General features: G+C 44.7%; 20 protein-coding genes. 3 read left to right on the forward strand and 17 right to left on the reverse strand.

Annotated elements, in window-relative coordinates; all coding sequences use genetic code 11:
- Window positions 1-17: 17 nt before the first annotated feature.
- The 7 genes from BDI_RS11950 to tig all read right to left on the reverse strand — a co-directional run bounded on the left by BDI_RS11950 (window position 18) and on the right by tig (window position 9942).
- On the reverse strand, window positions 18-872 hold the full coding sequence (locus BDI_RS11950; RefSeq protein WP_011966835.1) for a hypothetical protein: 855 nt from the start codon (window positions 870-872) through the stop codon (window positions 18-20).
- A gap of 13 nt (window positions 873-885) precedes the next feature.
- A complete protein-coding gene (locus BDI_RS11955; RefSeq protein WP_022192248.1) occupies window positions 886-2472 on the reverse strand; it encodes a peptidylprolyl isomerase in 1587 nt (528 codons plus the stop codon).
- Window positions 2473-2580: 108 nt separating this feature from the next.
- A complete protein-coding gene (gene guaB / locus BDI_RS11960) occupies window positions 2581-4056 on the reverse strand; it encodes an IMP dehydrogenase (protein WP_005853938.1) in 1476 nt (491 codons plus the stop codon).
- A 214-nt stretch (window positions 4057-4270) separates the two neighbouring features.
- On the reverse strand, window positions 4271-6451 hold the full coding sequence (recQ, locus tag BDI_RS11965; RefSeq protein WP_005853936.1) for a DNA helicase RecQ: 2181 nt from the start codon (window positions 6449-6451) through the stop codon (window positions 4271-4273).
- Between the two features lie 32 nt (window positions 6452-6483).
- The gene (gene clpX / locus BDI_RS11970; RefSeq protein WP_005853934.1) at window positions 6484-7716 is read right to left on the reverse strand and encodes an ATP-dependent Clp protease ATP-binding subunit ClpX; all 1233 of its coding nucleotides are present in this window, start codon (window positions 7714-7716) and stop codon (window positions 6484-6486) included.
- Window positions 7717-7737: 21 nt separating this feature from the next.
- The gene (clpP, locus tag BDI_RS11975) at window positions 7738-8400 is read right to left on the reverse strand and encodes an ATP-dependent Clp endopeptidase proteolytic subunit ClpP (RefSeq protein ID WP_005853931.1); all 663 of its coding nucleotides are present in this window, start codon (window positions 8398-8400) and stop codon (window positions 7738-7740) included.
- A 189-nt stretch (window positions 8401-8589) separates the two neighbouring features.
- On the reverse strand, window positions 8590-9942 hold the full coding sequence (tig, locus tag BDI_RS11980) for a trigger factor (protein ID WP_005853929.1): 1353 nt from the start codon (window positions 9940-9942) through the stop codon (window positions 8590-8592).
- A gap of 143 nt (window positions 9943-10085) precedes the next feature.
- Between tig and BDI_RS11985 the strand changes: the two genes are divergently transcribed.
- Window positions 10086-10973, forward strand: a complete 888-nt coding sequence (locus BDI_RS11985; RefSeq protein ID WP_008779932.1) for a CPBP family intramembrane glutamic endopeptidase — start codon at window positions 10086-10088, stop codon at window positions 10971-10973.
- Here BDI_RS11985 and lptB read toward each other — a convergent pair.
- Window positions 10968-11720 carry an LPS export ABC transporter ATP-binding protein gene (lptB, locus tag BDI_RS11990; RefSeq protein WP_005853924.1) on the reverse strand — a complete coding sequence of 251 codons (753 nt, stop codon included), beginning with the start codon at window positions 11718-11720 and terminating at the stop codon, window positions 10968-10970. The two genes, BDI_RS11985 and lptB, sit on opposite strands and share 6 nt — an antisense overlap.
- Before the next feature lie 84 nt (window positions 11721-11804).
- Window positions 11805-12920, reverse strand: coding sequence for a glycoside hydrolase family 43 protein (locus tag BDI_RS11995; protein WP_011966837.1), 1116 nt, complete (start codon window positions 12918-12920; stop codon window positions 11805-11807).
- A gap of 175 nt (window positions 12921-13095) precedes the next feature.
- On the opposite strand from BDI_RS11995, the gene BDI_RS12000 reads away from it, so the two are divergent.
- Entirely contained in the window at window positions 13096-13842 is a 747-nt protein-coding gene (locus BDI_RS12000) for an MlaE family ABC transporter permease (RefSeq protein WP_008773770.1), read from the forward strand.
- A gap of 2 nt (window positions 13843-13844) precedes the next feature.
- A complete protein-coding gene (locus BDI_RS12005; RefSeq protein ID WP_005853918.1) occupies window positions 13845-14615 on the forward strand; it encodes an ABC transporter ATP-binding protein in 771 nt (256 codons plus the stop codon).
- Window positions 14616-14729: 114 nt separating this feature from the next.
- On the opposite strand, the gene metK is transcribed toward BDI_RS12005, so the two are convergent.
- From metK to BDI_RS12045, 8 genes are all read right to left on the reverse strand, one after another.
- Window positions 14730-16016: a methionine adenosyltransferase gene (gene metK / locus BDI_RS12010; RefSeq protein ID WP_005867099.1), complete on the reverse strand. Its 1287-nt coding sequence runs from the start codon at window positions 16014-16016 to the stop codon at window positions 14730-14732.
- A 249-nt stretch (window positions 16017-16265) separates the two neighbouring features.
- Entirely contained in the window at window positions 16266-16460 is a 195-nt protein-coding gene (locus BDI_RS12015; RefSeq protein ID WP_041525585.1) for a hypothetical protein, read from the reverse strand.
- Window positions 16461-16490: 30 nt separating this feature from the next.
- The gene (gene folK / locus BDI_RS12020) at window positions 16491-16949 is read right to left on the reverse strand and encodes a 2-amino-4-hydroxy-6-hydroxymethyldihydropteridine diphosphokinase (protein WP_005867096.1); all 459 of its coding nucleotides are present in this window, start codon (window positions 16947-16949) and stop codon (window positions 16491-16493) included.
- 10 nt (window positions 16950-16959) lie between these two features.
- Window positions 16960-18009: a tRNA preQ1(34) S-adenosylmethionine ribosyltransferase-isomerase QueA gene (gene queA / locus BDI_RS12025; protein ID WP_005853911.1), complete on the reverse strand. Its 1050-nt coding sequence runs from the start codon at window positions 18007-18009 to the stop codon at window positions 16960-16962.
- Between the two features lie 12 nt (window positions 18010-18021).
- Complete coding sequence (gene truB, locus BDI_RS12030) at window positions 18022-18729, reverse strand: tRNA pseudouridine(55) synthase TruB (protein WP_011966838.1); 708 nt, start codon at window positions 18727-18729, stop codon at window positions 18022-18024.
- A gap of 3 nt (window positions 18730-18732) precedes the next feature.
- A complete protein-coding gene (locus BDI_RS12035) occupies window positions 18733-19533 on the reverse strand; it encodes an undecaprenyl-diphosphate phosphatase (protein WP_008779927.1) in 801 nt (266 codons plus the stop codon).
- On the reverse strand, window positions 19530-19769 hold the full coding sequence (locus BDI_RS12040; protein WP_005853907.1) for a DUF3098 domain-containing protein: 240 nt from the start codon (window positions 19767-19769) through the stop codon (window positions 19530-19532). Before BDI_RS12040 ends, BDI_RS12035 begins: the two co-directional genes overlap by 4 nt.
- Window positions 19770-19796: 27 nt before the next feature.
- Window positions 19797-20675, reverse strand: a complete 879-nt coding sequence (locus tag BDI_RS12045) for a cell division protein FtsX (protein ID WP_008779926.1) — start codon at window positions 20673-20675, stop codon at window positions 19797-19799.
- Between the last annotated feature and the right edge of the window lie 121 nt (window positions 20676-20796).

Here is a 20796-nt window from a genome sequence, read left to right on the forward strand (position 1 = left end):
ATTTATAAAATTAGAGATCACGGCTCGGAATGGAATTCCACGTCACCGCTCCGGATCGCATCGTTATATAACTCGTCTTCAAATTTTTTCAAGAATTCAACTTTTCGTTGGTTGACCAGCATTTCCGTGACGTGCGAACTGGCATAATCATATGGCTCCACACTGCCGAAAGGTAAATATTCCTTGATATTCAACAGATAACAATAACTGCTATCCGCCACCTCAACATACTTATTCGCCTTCAGAAACGCATTCGGATTCGACACATGGATCGGTATATTATCCATTACCTCATCGAAATCAACCCATTTGTCGTAAAAGTACTCATAAATCGTGGCATTTTGCACACTATACTTCTCAATTTTTTCTAAAGAGGCCACATCTGTGGATTTGTACCACTTTTTGACGTCGGTAAGTCCCGGGGCATCAACCGGGATTTTCAAGAATAATCCCTTGATCAAGCCTTTATCCAAGATAAACTTTTTCTGGTTTTCCTCGTAATAGTTTAATTTATCACTTTCCCGGATATCAGTTTTCAGCTTCTCCTCCACCAATCGTTCCTGATAACGGTAACGAACCAAGGAACGCCTGTACTCCTCTACCAATTTATCGACCTCCTCTTTCTCATCCCCTAAGTTACGCAAAGCCACATCGTACACCAATACATCCTTTACCCATTTCTTGGTAAAGCCCTCGGCCAGCAACAGACTATCTGCGGAGGAAATCCCCCGGGGTATTAGCTTATTCACCTCCGAACGATTTAGGGTACGTCCTTTCACGCTAACCAAGACATCCGTAGTATCAGCTGGCTGAGAACCTTTACAGGCACCCAACAACACAACGAACGTTAGGAACATGAAGACTATCCTCATATCTATCTTTATTTTATTTCTTTAGTTTCTTCAATAATTTCCAGTTGACAGTCACCGGATATTTTTTATTCAAATCCGCAATCCACTTCGCTTCCAACACCTTCTGCTGGGCGGAGGGTTTGCTCCAGATCTCCCGGTTGCTGACCTCAAACAACAGAATCCCATCCCGGTACTCCTGCATCAAATGAGGGATCTCCGGATGTTTTGTCTCCAGATTCTTACGCTCGGCGGTCGTTACGATATCGCGGATAAACAAATCATAGATCTCTTGCATAAAATCACCCGCATACGTTTTTGTCGAGAACGGACAACGTTGGATATAATAAGCGAACTCCGCTTGCGGGAAATCCTTTCCATCCAATTGCATAAGCGTCTTGTTCATATCCTTCGCTTTCTCATAAAACGCCTCGTCCGTGGGGAAACAATCATTACATAACGCTTGCAGCTCCGCATAGGCTTCCGGATAGAAAACGTATCCGTATTCTTTTTTCATACGATCGTCGAAAGCTTTATATAACTCGAAGTTACGTTCACCCTGCCCCATACGTCTCGACAAAGCTTTTTCCTCTTCCTCAAACGAAGGGCGTCCCTTCTTATCGATCAACTTAATGATATGGTAACCAAAACGAGTTTCCACCACCTCGGATAAATCACCCGGCTTGCTCAACGCAAAAGCGGCTTGCTCAAAAGGCTGGACCATCTCGCCTACCCCAAACCAAGGTAATACTCCCTCTTTCTTAGCGGAAGCAGCATCCCCAGAATATTCTTTCGCTAACTCGCCAAAATCAGCTCCCTCTTGTACTTGCTTATAGATAGCTTGCGCTTTTGCCAGAAAAGCCGATGAGTCCTGAATAGCGGAATCTTTCGGGAAGGCGATCAAGATATGAGCGACATGTATCCGCCCCGGATTGGGTTTACGACTATGGACTTTTATCAAATGAAATCCTAATTTCGTGCGAACCGGTTCAGACACCACGCCAATCGGCAAGGAATAGGCGGCATCCTCAAACACTTTTAGGGATTGCATCGGGAGCAAGCAACGTACATATTCGCAAGCGACATGCTCCTTATCCTTCTCGGCCAAAGCTTTTCCGACTGTTTCCATATCCTCTCCTTTCTGGAGACGTTCGTATACTCGCATGGCTTCTTGATATACAGCTACCGTATCTTTGGAGACCGTCTTCTCCGGCAAACGGAATAAGATGTGGGTCAACTCTACCGAGTGATCCCCACGGTCATATACCGCACGGGCAGCCGCTTTCTCACCCTCCTTATCCGACATATAGCTATCGATCAACTGAGCCCGGTATCCATCCAGCTCACTTTTGAATGAGGATGTCTGGTCGATCCCTAAAGATTCCGCCTCCGCTACTTTTAGCTTAAAATTTTTAAATAGCTCGACATAGTTTTTGACGGACTTTGTATTCGATAAATCCACCTCTCCATTCTTCTCCGCGATAAAAATAAATTCAGATAAAGGCACTTGTTTTCCAGCGACCGTCATAACGACCGAATCGGATGCGGTTTGAGCGTTAACTGTCACACAAGCGAATACCCCTAATGAAATAAGTAACTTTTTCATCAAAAATTCTTTTACCATAGCACGAATATACATTACAAAAATAACACTAATCTAACGGAGAGCCGACAAGAAAAGTATGCTATCCCATTAAATTAGTGTTTTTTATAAAACGTAAAACTTGTATTACTATTCACCGCGGCTATAATTCGGAGCCTCTTGCGTGATCGCTACGTCATGCGGATGGCTCTCTTGCACACCTGCGTTGGTGATTCGAGTAAAACGAGCTTTATGCAACTCCTCGATATTATGAGCCCCGCAATAACCCATTCCCGCACGTAAACCACCTACCATTTGGTAAATGACCTCATACAAAGAACCCTTAAACGGAACACGGGCAGCGATTCCCTCCGGAACCAGCTTCTTCACGTCGTCCTCCACATCTTGGAAATACCGATCCTTGGACCCCTTTTGCATAGCTTCCAACGACCCCATTCCACGGTAAGACTTAAACTTTCGGCCATTGAAGATAATCGTATCGCCCGGCGACTCCTCTACACCCGCCAACAGAGATCCCATCATCACGGAAGATCCACCAGCGGCGATCGCCTTCACGATATCACCGGAGTAACGCAAGCCACCGTCGGCGATCAAAGGCACACCAGTTCCTTCCAACGCCTTCGCCACATCGTAAATAGCCGACAACTGGGGAACACCCACACCAGCGATCACACGAGTTGTACAAATCGAACCCGGACCGATACCTACCTTCACGGCGTCCGCCCCGGCTTCCACTAAATATTTAGCAGCCTCGCCCGTAGCGATATTACCGACCACACAATCAATATGCGGATATTGCGCCTTAATCTGTTTCAAGACATCCACCACACCTTTTGAGTGACCATGTGCCGTGTCGATCACCAAAGCATCCACCCCGGCATCCACCAAAGCGGCTACACGCTCGAAGGTATTGAACGTAACGCCTACACCGGCAGCTACACGCAAACGACCTTTCGAATCCTTGCAAGCCTTCGGTTTATCTTTCGCTTTCGTTATATCTTTATAGGTAATCAAGCCGATCAACTTATTATGGCTATCGACCACCGGTAACTTCTCGATCTTATGTTCCTGAAGGATCTGAGCGGCGGCCTCCATATCCGTAGATTGTCCGGTTACGACCAAATTCTCTTTCGTCATCACCTCGTCGATAGAACGGTTCATGTCCTTCTCGAAACGCAAGTCACGGTTTGTCACGATACCTACCAAATACCCGCCTTCATCCACCACGGGAATACCGCCAATCTTATATTCAGCCATCATTGCCAAGGCATCCGCCACACGCTTGCCCTTCGTGATAGTCACCGGATCATAGATCATTCCATTCTCCGCACGTTTAACGGTCTGGACCTGCTTTGCCTGCTCGGCGATCGTCATGTTTTTATGAATCACACCAATACCTCCCTCACGGGCGATAGCGATAGCCAACTTGGCCTCGGTAACCGTATCCATAGCGGCCGACACCATCGGTATATTCAATGTGATATTACGTGAAAACTTTGTCGTGAGATCGACATTACGAGGAAGAACTTCCGAATAAGCTGGGATTAACAATACATCGTCAAACGTTAACCCATCCATAACTACCCTGTCTGCAATAAATGACATAGAACTTATGCTTTAAAAATTATTGCGCGCAAATATACGACTTTTCACGCAATAAATTGATACGGGAGAAATTAAAAATTCGATTCGGAAGAAAATAAACTTTCATCCGAACGAAAACAAAATTCCTTCCGAAGGAAAAATAAATCTCTTTCGGAAGGAACAATAAGCTTCTTTATTTGTTTTTTCTTTAGAGTGGAACCGGGCCACCCTCCCATTAGTTTGCCATTTCAGACAAGAACTTGATACGGACCAAGCGAATCTCCTCTTCCGTATAGTCACCGCCTAATTCCTCAATGGCGTCTTCCAGACCGTCGGTCTCCGAATCCTTGAAATACTCGTAAATATCCTCGATATGATCCTCATCCATCACATCATTCAAGAAATAATCGATATTGATACGTGTACCGGAATATACGATCGCCTCGATCTCATCCAAAAGCTCGGTGAACTCAAGTCCGTTAGTCAACGCGATCTCGTCCAGCGCCACCTTACGGTCGATCCGCTGAATGATTGAGACCTTCAACTTGGACTTATTAGCGACCGTACGTACGCGCAAATCCTCCGGACGCTCAATCTCGTTCTCCTCTACATGTTTCTTGATCAACTCAATGAACTCCTTGCCATAACGTTTCGCCTTACCAGCGCCCACTCCCGGGATATTCTGCAACTCGTCCAACGTGATCGGATAAGTAGTAGCCATAGCCTCCAAAGAGGGATCTTGGAAAATCACGAAAGGCGGAACTTCCAACCGCTTGGATAATTTCTTACGCAAATCCTTCATCATGGAATAAAGAACCGGGTCTACCGCACAAGAGGCGCCCCCACGAACCGGAACTTCCTCTTCCTCTTCCTCGAATTCATTGTCCTCGGTAATCTTGAACGATACCGGCTTCTTCATGAACTCCTTACCTTTTTCCGTGATTTTCAGCAAACCATAATTCTCAATATCCTTCGCTAAATAGCCAGCGATTAAAGCCTGACGAATAACGGCGTTCCAAGTTTTATCATCCTCGTCCTGTCCGGAACCGAAGACCTCTAATTCATTGTGCTTGTAATTTTGGATTTCGGAGGTTTCGTTACCTACCAAAATATTTACGATATAATCTGCCTTAAACTTTTCTTTCAACGTACTGATAACCTCCAGTACCGCGCTTAACAATTCCTTCGCTTCCACCTGCTTCTTTGGGTTCAAACAATTATCACAATTACCACAATTATCTTCCAGGTATTCCTCACCGAAATAATGCAATAGCACTTTTCTCCGGCAGACGGAAGTCTCGGCATAGGCTGCAGTCTCTAAAAGCAACTGTTTGCCGATTTCCTGTTCGGCCACGGGCTTTCCTTGCATGAATTTCTCCAATTTTTGCAAGTCCTTATAAGCATAGAAAGCGATACATTGGCCTTCTCCGCCATCCCTACCGGCACGACCGGTTTCCTGGTAATAACCTTCTAGGCTCTTCGGGATATCGTAATGAATCACATAACGGACATCCGGCTTGTCGATACCCATACCGAAAGCGATCGTAGCCACGATCACATCCGCCTGTTCCATCAGGAAGGCATCCTGATTGGCGGAACGTACTTGCGAATCCATTCCCGCATGGTAAGGCAACGCCTTTATCCCGTTGGCTTTCAAGATGTCGGCAAATTCCTCCACCTTTTTACGGCTCAAACAATATACGATACCCGATTTACCCTCGTTGGCTTTAATATACTTAATGATCTCGCGGTCTATATTCGTTCCTTTCGGACGAACCTCATAATACAAATTAGAGCGGTTGAAGGATGATTTAAAGACTGTAGCGTCTATCATACCCAGATTCTTCTGGATATCGTGCTGCACCTTAGGTGTAGCGGTAGCGGTCAGAGCGATTAACGGACGTTTACCGATCTCATTGATAATCGGACGGATTCTTCGATATTCCGGACGGAAATCATGTCCCCATTCCGAGATACAATGCGCCTCGTCCACCGCATAGAAAGAGATCTTTACCTGACGCAGAAAATCCACGTTCTCTTCCTTGGTCAAGGACTCCGGTGCTACATACAGCAACTTGGTACGTCCTGATAATATATCCGATTTCACCTGGTCGATAGCCGACTTATTCAAAGAGGAATTGATAAAATGGGCGACCCCATCTTCCTCACTGAAATTCCGCATCGCGTCCACCTGATTCTTCATCAAAGCGATCAACGGAGATATCACGATCGCGGTTCCTTCCATTAGTATGGATGGTAATTGATAACAAAGAGATTTACCTCCCCCCGTCGGCATTAATACAAAAGTATCCTTCCCGGCCAGCACGTTCTCAATAATAGCCTTCTGGTTCCCCTTAAAGGTACCGAAGCCAAAGTGCCGATTTAGCTCTTCTGTTAAATGATCCTTCTTTGCCATACTTCGTATTATTTATAGTAAACCGCCTACGTTTACGCGACCTGTAAACGGTTCACGTCCGATTTTTCAAATTTCTCTTTCGCATACTCCAACGTTACATGGAGTTCCTTTACTTTTTGAGATGGCATACTGTACATAGCGTCCATCATCACGGCTTCTACGATTGAACGTAACCCACGGGCACCCAGCTTAAACTCAAGCGCCTTATCCACGATAAACTCATAGACTTTCTCATCGAACGTCAGCTTAATGCCATCCATCTCGAACAATTTGACGTATTGCTTGATAATGGAGTTCTTCGGCTCGGTCAAGATGTTACGAAGCGTATCACGATCCAGCGGATTCAGATACGTGAGGATAGGTAAACGACCGATAATCTCCGGGATCAAGCCAAACGACTTCAAATCAGTCGGGGTGATGTATTTCAGTAAATTATTCCGGTCTACGGTAGCCGTATCCAAACTAGCCGAATAACCGACCACACGGGTATTTAAGCGTTGAGCGATCTTCTTCTCGATTCCATCGAAAGCACCACCGCAAACGAACAGGATATTCTTCGTATCCACCGCAATCATCTTTTGCTCCGGATGCTTACGTCCCCCCTGAGGAGGCACATTCACGATCGATCCTTCTAGAAGTTTCAGCAAACCTTGCTGTACACCCTCACCGCTGACATCCCGAGTGATAGACGGATTATCGCTCTTACGTGCGATCTTATCGATCTCATCGATGAAGACGATACCCCGTTGGGCCGCCTCCACATCATAATCCGCCGCTTGCAATAGCCGGGTCAAGATACTCTCAATATCCTCCCCCACGTAACCTGCCTCGGTAAGTACCGTAGCGTCCACGATAGCGAACGGGACATGCAATAACTTAGCGATCGTACGGGCTAACAAAGTCTTGCCCGTACCGGTAGCGCCCACCATGATAATATTAGATTTCTCAATCTCTACATCATCGGCGGTAACCTTTTGAAGTAAACGCTTGTAATGGTTGTACACCGATACCGACAGATAACGCTTCGCGTCATCCTGCCCGATCACGTACTGATCCAAGAAAGTCTTGATATCTTCCGGTTTAGGCAGATCTTTCTGCTTCAAACCAAAAGAAGTTTTCTTACCTCCTGTCTGCTCCTTTACGATCTCATACGCCTGCCGGGCACAATCATCGCAAATACAACCAGAGATCCCATTGATAAGCAAATTAACATCACGGCTACTCCTGCCGCAAAACGTACATGTATCGCCTGTTGTTTTGGCCATAGTTTCTTATTGTTGTTTTTGTTATTTACGTGTTAAAACATCGTCGATCATGCCATACTTTTTCGCTTCCTCCGCGGTCATCCAGAAATCACGGTCGCCATCGCGCTCGATCTCCTCATAGGGTCTACCTGAATGATCCGAGATTATGGTGTACAGTTCTTTCTTAACCTTCAAGATCTCGCGAGCGGTAATCTCGATGTCTGAAGCCTGTCCTTGTACGCCGCCAAGCGGTTGATGGATCATTACACGGGAGTGCTTCAAGCCGAAACGTTTTCCCTTGGTTCCCGCCACCAATAAGACAGACGCCATAGAGGCGGCCATACCCGTACAAATCGTAGATACGTCGCTGGAGATAAACTGCATCGTGTCATAAATGCCGTAGCCCGCATATACAGAGCCACCCGGCGAATTGATATAAATAGAGATATCCTTTCCGGGATCACTGGAATCCAGATACAACAACTGCGCTTGAATCACGTTAGCGGTATAATCATCCACTTGCGTGCCCAAGAAAATAATACGGTCCATCATCAACCGAGAGAAGACATCCATTTGAGCGACATTCAGCTGTCGTTCCTCTATAATTGTCGGGGAGATATAGCTACTGGAGATGTTCATATAACTATCCAGAGCCGTACCACTCATACCTAAATGCTTTGTAGCATACTTTCTAAAATCTTCCATATTTTCTCCTATCTTTTATTTACCGAGAAGACGTAAAAAGGGATTTCCCTCTGTGACTTAACGGAAAAACAAAGTTATAAATAAATTTCTGAAAGAAACAATTTATTTCGCTATCCGCTAAGATATTTTTAGAGAGAAATCCCTTTTTTGATATAAAACAACCTCCTAAGAGGCCGAGTAAAGATCTTTTTATTCAAAAAGTTTGTTGAACTCGTCAGCGGTTACCTCCTTAACATCAAGTTCCACTTGCTCTTTCAACCAAGCAGCCAATTTCTCCTCAACCGCACGGTCGATGATGTTCTGAAGTGTTTGCTTATTTTTCAACATGTCTTTAGCGTAGTTGTCAAGTACGTCCTCAGGTACAGACAACATGCCGTATTGAGCGAACTGAGCCTTAGCCACACGTTTAGCGAAGTTCTCGATGTCAGCGTCCTCAACCTTCAAGCCGTTCTTCTTAACCAAGTTCTCCTTGATCAACTGATATTTCAAATCCTGAAGGATCTGAGGGAAGTCCTCGTCGATCTTCTCTTTCGTATTCTTCTCGTTAGCGGCAAGCAACCAACGTTTCAATAAATCGTCAGCGAAATTCAACTCGCCAGCTCTCTCAACCAACATATCACGAGTATCCGTCAAGAACTTGAAGTCACTCTGAGGAGCGAATTGCTCTGCCAAAGCTTCCTTGATCTTGTTCTTGAATTCTTCCTCGCTGGTAACCACGTTCTCGCCAAATACCTTGTCGAACAACTCTTGGTTCATCTCTGCGTCTTTATGACGGGTGATCTCCTTGATCTCAAAGCTAAAGTCGCCTGTAGTCTCAGCCACTTTCTCTTTATCGATCTTCAAGAAAGAAGCGATCTCTGCCTCAGCACCCTCGTAAGCCTTATTCGGGTTGAATACCACTACGGCATTTACTTTAGCACCGATAAATTTAGCTTTTTCTTCCTCATCCTTGATATACATAGGCATCAAGACAGCATCCTCAACAACGATACCACCTTCTTTCGGGGCACCATTCTCAAGCTCGGCTACCGTACCTTTTACCATATCTTTTTCCTCAACCTCGTCTACCTTGTCGTAAGAACCGAAGTTTGAGCGATAAGCGTTTACTTGGTTATTTAGCATTTCTTCATCGATAGCGACTTGATAGAACGGAAGTTTATCGTTCTTGCTCAACTCGATATTGATCTCCGGAGCCAAAGCCACGTCAAAACAGAATTCGAAATCCTCTTCCTTATCGAAATCCAACGGCTTTTGCTCAGTCTCGTTAGGCATCGGCTCGCCTAAGATATGCAAATCGTTCTCACGGATATACTTGAACAGATTCTCAGAAACTAATTTGTTTATCTCCTCTACCAGCACGTGCTTTCCGTACATTTTTTTAACCATGCCCATAGGAACCATGCCCTTACGGAAACCCGGTACATTGGCTTTCTGACGAAGGCTACGCAGGCTCTTGTCTACCTGATCAGCATAGTCAGCTTTCACTATTTCTAATTTCACGATACCGCTTACGGCATCATTGTTTTTAAGCGAAACGTTCATTCTGAATGATTTATTTAATTAATAGTCGTATCGAATTTTAGGTCGCAAAATTAGACTTATTCTTTTAATCGTGCAAATTTTGATCTGTTTTTATTCTTTTGTTTATATTTGGCGGCAATTATTTACCCTTTGAATGAATCATTATGAGAATAAAAGGAATATATGCTACCCGTCCGGCGATAATCCAACTTTTGATCCTCTTGCTATTCTTATTGGCTGGAGCCATTTTATCATCTATTATATCCACGGGCTTATTACTTGCGACCCACGGTTTACAGGCTGATATAACCCAAGACGCTAATTTAATGAGGCTCATTCAGTTCATCTCGGCGATCTGTACCTTTTTGCTACCATCTATCGCCATGGCTTGGATATGTAGTGACAATCCCTGCCATTATCTATCAGTCAAGAAAATCACAGACGGCAGGATCTGGATTCTCACCTTAGTTTGCGTGTTCTTATTTTCTCCGGTTATCAATTTGCTAGGATTGCTCAACAAACAGATGGAGTTACCCGCGTTTATGGCTCCTATCGAGGAATGGATGCGGGCGCAAGAAACCCTCGCCGAACAACTGACGACGATCCTGTTATCCAGCGATAGCGTTTGGGTAATCCTGGCCAACCTTATCGTTATCGCCGTTACGGCCGGGATAACCGAGGAGTTCCTGTTCAGAGGAGCCTTGCAACGAGTGATCGGGAAATGGACCTCCAACCCTCATACGATCATATGGGTCGCCGCCATACTATTTAGCGCCTTCCATTTACAATTTTACGGATTCTTGCCCCGGATGATACTCGGAGCCTATTTCGGCTATCTACTCTATTGGAGCAAGAGCATCTGGATACCGGTGTTCGCCCACTTTGTCAATAATGCTTTCGCCGTAATAGGGATGTCGGACAGTCGTCTCAAGGATAACGAGTTTATCACAGGCGATATTCCCGCCGAGCATCTTTTGGACTTTTGTCTTATCGCCGCCTTATCTTTCCTGCTGTTCATACTGGTAAACAGGCGATTGAAACGACTGCTATAAGTCTTTCTTACGCAGCACAAAGTCTTTTCCCAAATATTTCTCGCGCACGATCTCGTTCTCGGCTAGTTGTTCGGCGGTTCCTTGGAAAAGGACTTTTCCCTCGAACAGGAGATAGGCCCGGTCACAAATACTCAATGTCTCGTACACATTGTGGTCGGTAATCAAGATTCCGATATTCTTATGTTTCAAGCGAGCCACGATTGTCTGGATATCTTGTACGGCGATCGGGTCTACACCGGCGAAAGGCTCATCCAACATAATGAACTTCGGATCGATCGCCAGACAGCGGGCAATCTCCGCACGACGCCGCTCTCCACCCGAAAGTTGGTCTCCCAAGTTTTTACGAACCTTATTCAAACCGAACTCTGAAATCAAGCTTTCCAGTTTCTCTTTTTGGTACTCAACGCTACGTCCCGTCATCTCCAAGACCGAGCGGATATTATCTTCCACCGTCATTTTCCGGAAAATCGAAGCCTCTTGCGCCAGATAGCCAATGCCGTTGCGAGCCCGCTTATAGACCGGGAATTTCGTAATCTCCATGTCATTCAAGAAGATCTTACCCTCGTTAGGAGTGACCAAACCTACTGTCATATAAAAGGTGGTCGTCTTTCCCGCTCCGTTCGGACCAAGCAAACCAACGATCTCCCCCTGTTTCACGTTAATCGATACATGATTCACGACCGTACGAGTCCTATATTTCTTTACCAAGTCCTCCGTACGGAGCACCATTCGTTGTTCGTCTGACATAAGCTACTTAAAAATTTAACGCGAATGTACGTGATAATCCGCAGATCTACATCACATACATTCGCAAAAAAGCGATAAGAGAATTTAATAACTCCACTCAGATCGCCACTCGATCACGGGTTGCTCCCCCTCGAATCGGATAGGAAGCCAGATATAACGTCCGTCTATAGCGTTCTCCGGAGTCCAACGATCTCCCATATAAATAAAGCGATCCGCATGGCCGGGTACAGGCAATACGTACGTGCTCTGAGAATAAAACGACACCTCCGAGTTCTCTCCCCTAAACGGATTTTCCAATTCCTTCCAAGGTCCCCAAATCGAGGAAGCGACCGCCGATCGTCCCGCATTCGGAGCCCAGCCCGTACAGCCGGACATAATCAAATAATATTTCCCCTTCTGTTTGAACAAGGCTGGAGCTTCCATGAAACGCCCCGGGAAGAAACGGGCGTACTTACCGGAATAACTCGTATAATCATCGGTCAGCTGCGATATATGCAAGGTACTATTCTCTTCCGAGGAATAAATATGATAAGCGATGCCATCGTCATCCACGAAAAGGTTCATATCCCTAGCCATTTGTCCGGAGATTTGGTCACGCCCCAATAAATTCAAGCTATCCGGATGGGCAGGTAACTCTCCACCGCTAAAACGTAGATCTGCGGAAAACGTACAAGGTTGCTTATGTAGTTCCTGTACATTAACCGGCCAAAAACCGGCATTCGGACGGAAAGCGTTTACGAACGAGTAAGGCCCCGCCACGTTTTTACTGACAGCCACTCCACTCAATGCTCCCGAATAGCCAGCACCTCTCGGCTCTAAATGAAACCACATTACATATTGATCATTCTTTTTATTATAAATCACTTTCGGACGCTCCAACACGCATCCCTTAACAATATGGCTCGTCGTATCATCCGGCACGACCGATAAGGCGATTCCCTCGTCTTTCCAATTATATAAATCTTTCGACGAATAGCAATGAACGCCTACTTGAGCCAGATTTCCAGCCGAGCCCTCCGTTTTATGTTCACCAAACCAATAATAAGTATCCCCAACCCGTAGAATACCGCCACCATGAGCGTTTATATGTACCCCTTTATCATCCGGCCAAACTTCCCCCGGCTTAAAAGAAAGATCCTTCCGCAGGCAAGCCACACATAAACACAGCAAGCCGATCACTCCTAAAAGAATTCGCTTCATAAAAGTATTTTTTAGTATTTAAGAAAACAAACATAGTTAAAAAAGAGGGATGTGGCAAACTTTAATACCATAGGATTTACAAATAAAACCAATCTTGTTTCTAAGATGTTATATGGTTATTAGTGGATTTTACGCTATCTTTGCAAATTGAAATCAGAAATTTATCAAGATAAAAATGAATAAAGCATTACACAGAATGGGTGAGTATACCCTACTGATGATGAAGAGTATAACACTTCCAGACCGGTGGAGTATGTTCTTTAAGCAATTGATCAAAGAGATATACAAGCTAGGCGTGGACTCTCTTTGGATTGTCATAATCATCTCGGTCTTTATCGGTACGGTTATCGCCATCCAGATCTCCTTGAATATCAGTTCCCCCTTGATTCCTAAGTTTACGATCGGCTATACCACCCGTGAGATTATCTTGCTGGAATTCTCTTCCTCTATCATGGCACTAATCCTAGCGGGTAAAGTAGGCAGTAATATCGCCTCCGAGATCGGAACCATGCGAGTCACCGAGCAGATAGACGCCATGGAAATCATGGGTGTTAATTCAGCCAACTTCCTGATCCTTCCGAAAATGCTCGGTTTGATGATCTTTATTCCGGTATTGGTTATCTTCAGTATGTTCACCGGTATCATGGGCGGCATATTCGCCAGTTACTCAACGAGTACGGGAATGACTCCTTCCTCGTTCGAGTACGGTTTGCAATTCTACTTCAACGAGTTTTACATTTGGTATTCTATTATCAAATCCGTAGTATATGCGTTCATCATCTCATCCATCGCCGCCTATTTTGGCTATAACGTAAAGGGAGGCGCCCTAGAGGTAGGTAAGGCAAGTACGAATGCCGTGGTCATGAGCAGTATCATGATTTTACTTGCCGACGTAATATTAACCCATTTAATGCTTACTTAAAAATGATCGAAGTTAAGAATATAACGAAGTCTTTCGATGGACGTGTCGTCTTGAAAGATATAAGTACGACGTTCGAGGATGGTAAGACGAATCTGATCATCGGACGAAGCGGTTCGGGTAAAACGGTAATGATCAAGAATATCATCGGGTTAATGAAACCTGATACCGGACAGATATTATACGACGGCAGAGACTTGATCACGATGAACAAGCATGAGTTAAATATGCTACGCCGGGAAATGGGTATGTTGTTCCAAGGTTCCGCTTTATTCGACAGCATGACGGTAATGGAAAACGTAATGTTTCCTTTAGATATGTTCTCTAAAGACTCAACGAAAGAGCGCAGGAAACGTGCGGAATTCTGTTTGGAACGTGTAAACCTGTCCGAGGCTGGACATCTATATCCTTCCGAGATCAGTGGAGGTATGATGAAACGTGCCGCCATCGCAAGAGCGATCTCCCTAAATCCTAAATACCTGTTCTGCGATGAGCCGAACTCCGGACTAGACCCCAAGACTTCTCTATTGATTGATGATTTGATTCACGACATTACGGTGGAGTACAATATGACGACCGTTATCAATACCCACGACATGAACTCCGTGATGAATATTGGTGATAATATCATCTTTATTAAGGAAGGCGTGAAGGAATGGCAAGGAACAAAAGAGCAGGTAATCACCTCTAATAACCAAGCGTTGAACGATTTCATCTTTGCGTCCGACCTGTTCAGGAAAGTAAAAGAAGTAGAAATGCTCCAAGAGGAAGGGTAAGTTAACATACTTGGCAAAGTATCTTAACTTCATCGGCTAAGTATCTTAACTTAAATGGCAAAGTATCTTAACATACTTCGCCATTTAAGCCAGCTTACTTTTTCCACTTATTTTTTATAGACCAAACACGTCCTTGATCTTATCTGCATAATCCAATTTCTCCCATGTGAATAACTCCACATCACAAGTAACCGGCTTCTGCAAATAACGGGAAGAGAATGTCTTCGTCACCGTCTGGGGTTTGCGTCCCATATGGCCATAAGAAGCGGTCTCGAAATAAATCGGGTTACGCAATTTCAAACGCTCCTCGATCGCTTTCGGACGCATATCGAAGATATCCCAGATCTTCGCGGCGATCTCTCCGTCCGTCATATTCACCTTCGCACGGCCAAAAGTATTCACGAAAATATTCATCGGTTTAGCCACACCGATCGCATAAGACACCTGTACCAGCATCTCATCCGCCACACCGGCGGCAACCATATTCTTAGCGATATGACGAGCGGCATAAGCAGCCGAACGGTCTACCTTAGAAGGGTCCTTTCCAGAGAAAGCACCACCGCCATGAGCACCTTTGCCACCGTATGTATCCACGATGATCTTACGGCCGGTCAAACCGGTATCACCGTGAGGACCACCGATCACGAACTTACCGGTCGGGTTCACGTGATAAATGATATTATCATTAAACAAAGCCTGTACATGAGCCGGATATTGAGCCTTCACACGAGGTATCAATATCTTCTTCACGTCTAAGGCGATCCTCTTTTGCATAGCCTCATCCGCTTCCTTCTGTGAAATACCTTTCGGACCGATAAACTCATCATGCTGCGTGGATACCACAATCGTATCGATACGCAATGGCTTACCGTTATCATCATATTCAATCGTAACCTGACTCTTAGCGTCCGGACGCAAATAAGGCATCAAATCCGGTTCTTCCTTACGGATCTTCGCCAATTCCCATAATAAACTATGAGATAAGTCCAACGCCAAAGGCATATAATTCTCAGTCTCATTAGTAGCATAACCGAACATCATACCTTGGTCGCCGGCACCCTGCTCATAGGGATCCGCACGCTCTACGCCACGGTTGATGTCGCCACTCTGCTCATGGATAGAAGAGAACACACCACATGATTTCGCTTCAAACTGGTACTCGCTTTTCGTGTAACCAATCTTCTCGATCACGCCACGTGCCACTTCCTGCACATCCACATACGCACTTGATTTAACTTCTCCAGCCAAGACAACCTGTCCGGTTGTAACAAGGGTTTCGCAAGCAACTTTCGAATTCTTGTCATACGCCAAGAACTCATCCAGCAAAGCATCCGATATTTGATCGGCTACTTTATCGGGGTGCCCTTCAGACACCGATTCGGAGGTGAATAAATAACTCATCGTTTTAAATTGAAAATTGAGAATTGAAAATTGAGAATTAGGGGATAAACCACAGGTCGCAATTGACAATGCTCGTTAGTTATTAATCTATGACTGAATTGAACTTGGAAGGATTTTTCTGCCGGACGGCAACGAAAAGGATATGTTTTTAGCATTTTTTCCCGTGGTTGCAAGCAATACAAATCTATCCACGTCAATTCATTCGCAAAGATACGCAATAATTGAGAATTGAAAGTTGAAAATTGAAAATTATTTCTTCTTTTTGGAATTACGTAAGGCTTTTTTATATTTAAAACCGGCCTTCCATTTCGCTGAATCAGAGCCATGTGTCCCTTTCAAGAAATCAGAGAACTTGATTTTCTTACCATTCGGATCTTCCGCTTCGCCTTTCGCTTTCTTGAAGACGATCCCTTGCGTCATCGCTTTATTAATTTCTTTATTCATAACTCAAATCTCGTAGTTCATAATTAAAACTTATAATTCGGATAAAAGTTCACGCATCGTCTTGCCAAACACAGGATGTTTCACCGACGGAGCTACTTCTGCCAACGGTTCCATTACAAACGACCGTTTGTGCATCAGAGGGTGCGGTAGCGTCAGCCGCTCCGTATGCAGGATTTGCTCATCCACCATTAACAGATCGATATCGATGATACGGTCATGATACGCACCGTCACTTTTTTCGATACGTCCCATCTCGATCTCGATCAAACGGGTAGCATCTAATAATTCCATAGGGGAAAGTTCCGTCGTCATGACGATCACGGCGTTCAAGAAAGTGTTGTCCGATTCAAATCCCCAAGGCTCCGTCTCATACATATCAGAAAGGGCAAGAACATCTCCCACCCTTTCAGCCAGCAGCGCCGCCGCTGTCACCAAATTTCCTCGTTTATTACCTACGTTCGTACCTAATCCAAGGTAAGCTGTCGCCATAGAAACCGGATTAAAGGATTAGCATAGCGTCGCCGTAAGCACCGAAACGATATTTCTCTTTCAAAGCGATATCGTAAGCGTCCATGATCAACTCATAACCACCGAAAGAAGCTGTCATCATCAATAATGTAGACAACGGCATGTGGAAATTTGTCACCATGCTGGTAGCCACGCTGAAATCATACGGAGGGAAGATAAACTTATTCGTCCAGCCCTCGAACTCTTTCAGATGACCATCCGTACTTACGGCCGTCTCGATCGCACGCATCACGGAAGTTCCGACCGCACAAACCTTGTGCCCCTCATCCTTTCCCTTGTTCACGATATCCACTACATCGGCATTTACGACCATTTGCTCAGAATCCATTTTATGCTTTGTCAAATCTTCCACGTCGATCTCACGGAAATTACCCAAGCCCGAATGCAATGTCAAGAAAGCGAACTGGCAATCCTTGATCTCCAAACGTTTCATCAACTCACGGCTAAAATGCAATCCCGCAGCAGGAGCCACAACCGCACCTTCTTCCGCAGCGAAAATATTCTGATAACGATCCTCGTCTTCCGGTTCCACCTCACGTTCGATATACTTAGGCAGCGGAGTCTCGCCCAAGGCATACAAAGCCTTCTTAAACTCGTCGTGGTTCCCGTCATATAAGAAACGGAGCGTACGACCACGCGAAGTCGTATTATCAATTACCTCCGCGACCATGGAATCATCCTCGCCAAAGTATAACTTATTACCGATACGGATCTTACGAGCCGGATCCACCAATACGTCCCACAAACGTAAGTCCTCGTTCAGCTCGCGCAACAAGAACACCTCGATACGCGCCCCTGTTTTCTCCTTGTTACCGTACAAGCGAGCGGGGAAAACTTTCGTGTTATTAAAGATAAACACGTCACCTTTTCCATAATAGTCTAGAATATCCTTGAATTCGCGGTGCTCGATCTCACCCGTATCACGATGAACGACCATCAACCTCGACTCATCTCTGTTCTTCGCCGGATGTAAAGCGATTAATTCCGACGGTAAGTTAAATTTGAATTTCGAAAGCTTCATAATGCACTCTATTTATTTTTCTTCTTCTATTTTTACCACATTCTGCTCTAAGAAATCATCGATCTCCTCCGGAGACATACACATATCCAAGGTTACCTCTCCGATGCGAGTCCGTTCCAAGCCAATCAAATGAGCGCCGGAACCCAAGGCCTTCCCGATATCACGAGCCAACGCACGAATATAGGTACCTTTGCTACATACCACCCGTATCTTTATAACAGGCAAATCACACTCCAGCAACTCCAGTTCGTCTATAACCAATGTCTTGGATTTTAGTTCAACCTCCTCTCCTTTCCGAGCTAGCTCATAAGCACGCTTACCTTCCACCTTGCAAGCGGAGAACACCGGGGGAATCTGTTGGATCGTACCCACGAATGTCTTTAAAACCTCCTCCACGAGCTCACGGGTTATATGTTCCGTGGGATACACGGCGTCTATCTCTTTCTCCAAATCGAAAGACGGGGTAGTCTCTCCCAACTTCAACGTAGCGATATACTCCTTCGTCTGGTATTGAAACTCATCGATTCGCTTCGTAGCCCTTCCGGTACAAACGATCATCACACCTGTAGCCAAGGGATCCAGTGTCCCCGCATGTCCAACTTTAATCTTCTTTACCTTCAGTTTCCGACTTAGCTTATAGCGAAATTTGTTAACTAGGTCAAAAGAAGTCCACGTTAGCGGTTTATTAAAATATAAAATCTCTCCAGCTATAAAATCCATTCTTTATTTAAGTAATGTACAAGCAATTGTCACCAATCCCGCAATCGCACAATAGATAGCGAAATAAATCAGTTTCCCCTTTTTCACGATGTTGATCATCCATTTACAGGCCACGCAACCGGAAACAAAAGCGGCCATGAAACCTACCGCTAATGATAACGCAGGAATGTCCCCAGCCACATCTTCACCTTTCACCATCTTCATCACATCCAGCAACGCCTCTCCTAAGATCGGAGGAATTACCATCAAGAAAGAGAACTGGGCCAGTTTCGCCTTATTATTTCCCAATAACAAACCGGTAGCGATCGTTGATCCGGAACGAGACAAACCCGGCATCACGGCGCAAGCCTGAGCCAGACCGATAATAAAAGCGTCTTTCATCGAGATCGACTCTTTCTGGCGTGGTTTGGCATAATACGAAAATGCCAGCAAAGCCGCCGTCAATAGCAGCATACAACCAACGACCAATAAACCCGATCCAAAGATTTGTTCTACCGTATCTTTAAAGAATACCCCAACGATCCCGATCGGAATCATGGAAATCAAGATATTGATCACATACTTCGTCTCTGCGTTCATCTGAAATTTAAATAAACCACGGAATATCCAATCGATTTCCTTCCATAAAACCACTAACGTACTGAATACGGTCGCCACATGCACGACGATCGTAAACGCAAGATTCTCCTCTCCCTCTATACCAAACAAAGCTGAGCCAATCGCTAAATGACCGCTACTGCTCACCGGCAGATATTCGGTCAATCCCTGTACGATACCCAGTATCAAGGCCTCAAACCAACTCATTCTGTTACTTCTTTATCTTTGCTATTCTTCAAGATTCCAAAAATCATCATCACGAAACCGATAACCGTAACCACCGGAGCTACCACGATACGGCGGGCGCTGAATATATCGGGATTGAACGTATTATCCCCGGAACCTCCACCACTCATCAATATGAAACCAAGCACGATGCAGGCAACCGCTACCGCAATCAGTATAAAATTCTCTTTTCCGAAAGCAAAATCTCTTTTAGCCATCTTTCTCAACTCTTTATTATTCGTACATTAAATATAATACAACTTATCGACCCCCATCCGCAAATATTTATTCACGGCAAAAATGGTTGCGATCACGGACAAGACAATACCTAAAGCAAACACTGCCACATAAACCAATAATAATGTTTGCATATCCAATATCTGGATAAAACCTTTCAATTCATTTTGCAAATAATATAACGCTCCGGTTAGCATCAATATTGCCAAGATAGAGGCGAAAATGCCACTTACTATGTTATATTTCACAAAAGGCCTACGTATAAAGCCGGAAGTAGCCCCCACTAGCTTCATCGTATGAATCAAGAATCGTTTGGAATAAATCAACAGGCGAATCGTATTACTGATCAACACGAACGAGATAATCATCAGTACCGCCGCCAAGGTAAGCAGGATCAAGCCCAACCGCTTCATATTATTATGGACTATCTCCATCATATCCTTTCGGTAAAGCAGCTCCGAGACCGACGTATAGTTTCTAATCTTCTTCTCTATCACTTGGAGGCTATCGGGGTTGGCGTACTCCGAATGCAGTTTCACCTCAATCGAGGCCTGTAAAGGGTTAAAGCCTAAGAAGATTTCCGGATTCTCGCCCAGTTCTTCCTCCAACTCTTTTGCGGCTTGCTCTTTCGATATATACTCGGTTGATTTTATAAAAGGAAGAGCATCCAAGCTCTTCTGCATTTTCTTTATCTCAGTTTCTTTTTGGTTATCTTTCAGCACGATGGAGAAAGATAAGTTCTCTTTCACATAAACGGAGAGTTTATTACCCAACATCCCTATCAATAGAATGAGTCCTAGCAAGAATAGTACCAAGGAGATACTAATAACAGACGTAAGCCGGGAGTTAAAGAAAGAAACAGAACTAACTTTTTTATTTTCAGCCATCAGACTCTCACTTATTAACGTTAAATAAATTAAGGAGATGCGTACAGAGAACACACCTCCCAATTTTCTTGCAAAAGAACGAATAAAATAAGTAAGCCGAAAGGGTTTTAGAATATTTAAC

Origin of the sequence: Parabacteroides distasonis ATCC 8503, from assembly GCF_000012845.1 — a bacterium.
GTDB classification, from domain to species: domain Bacteria; phylum Bacteroidota; class Bacteroidia; order Bacteroidales; family Tannerellaceae; genus Parabacteroides; species Parabacteroides distasonis.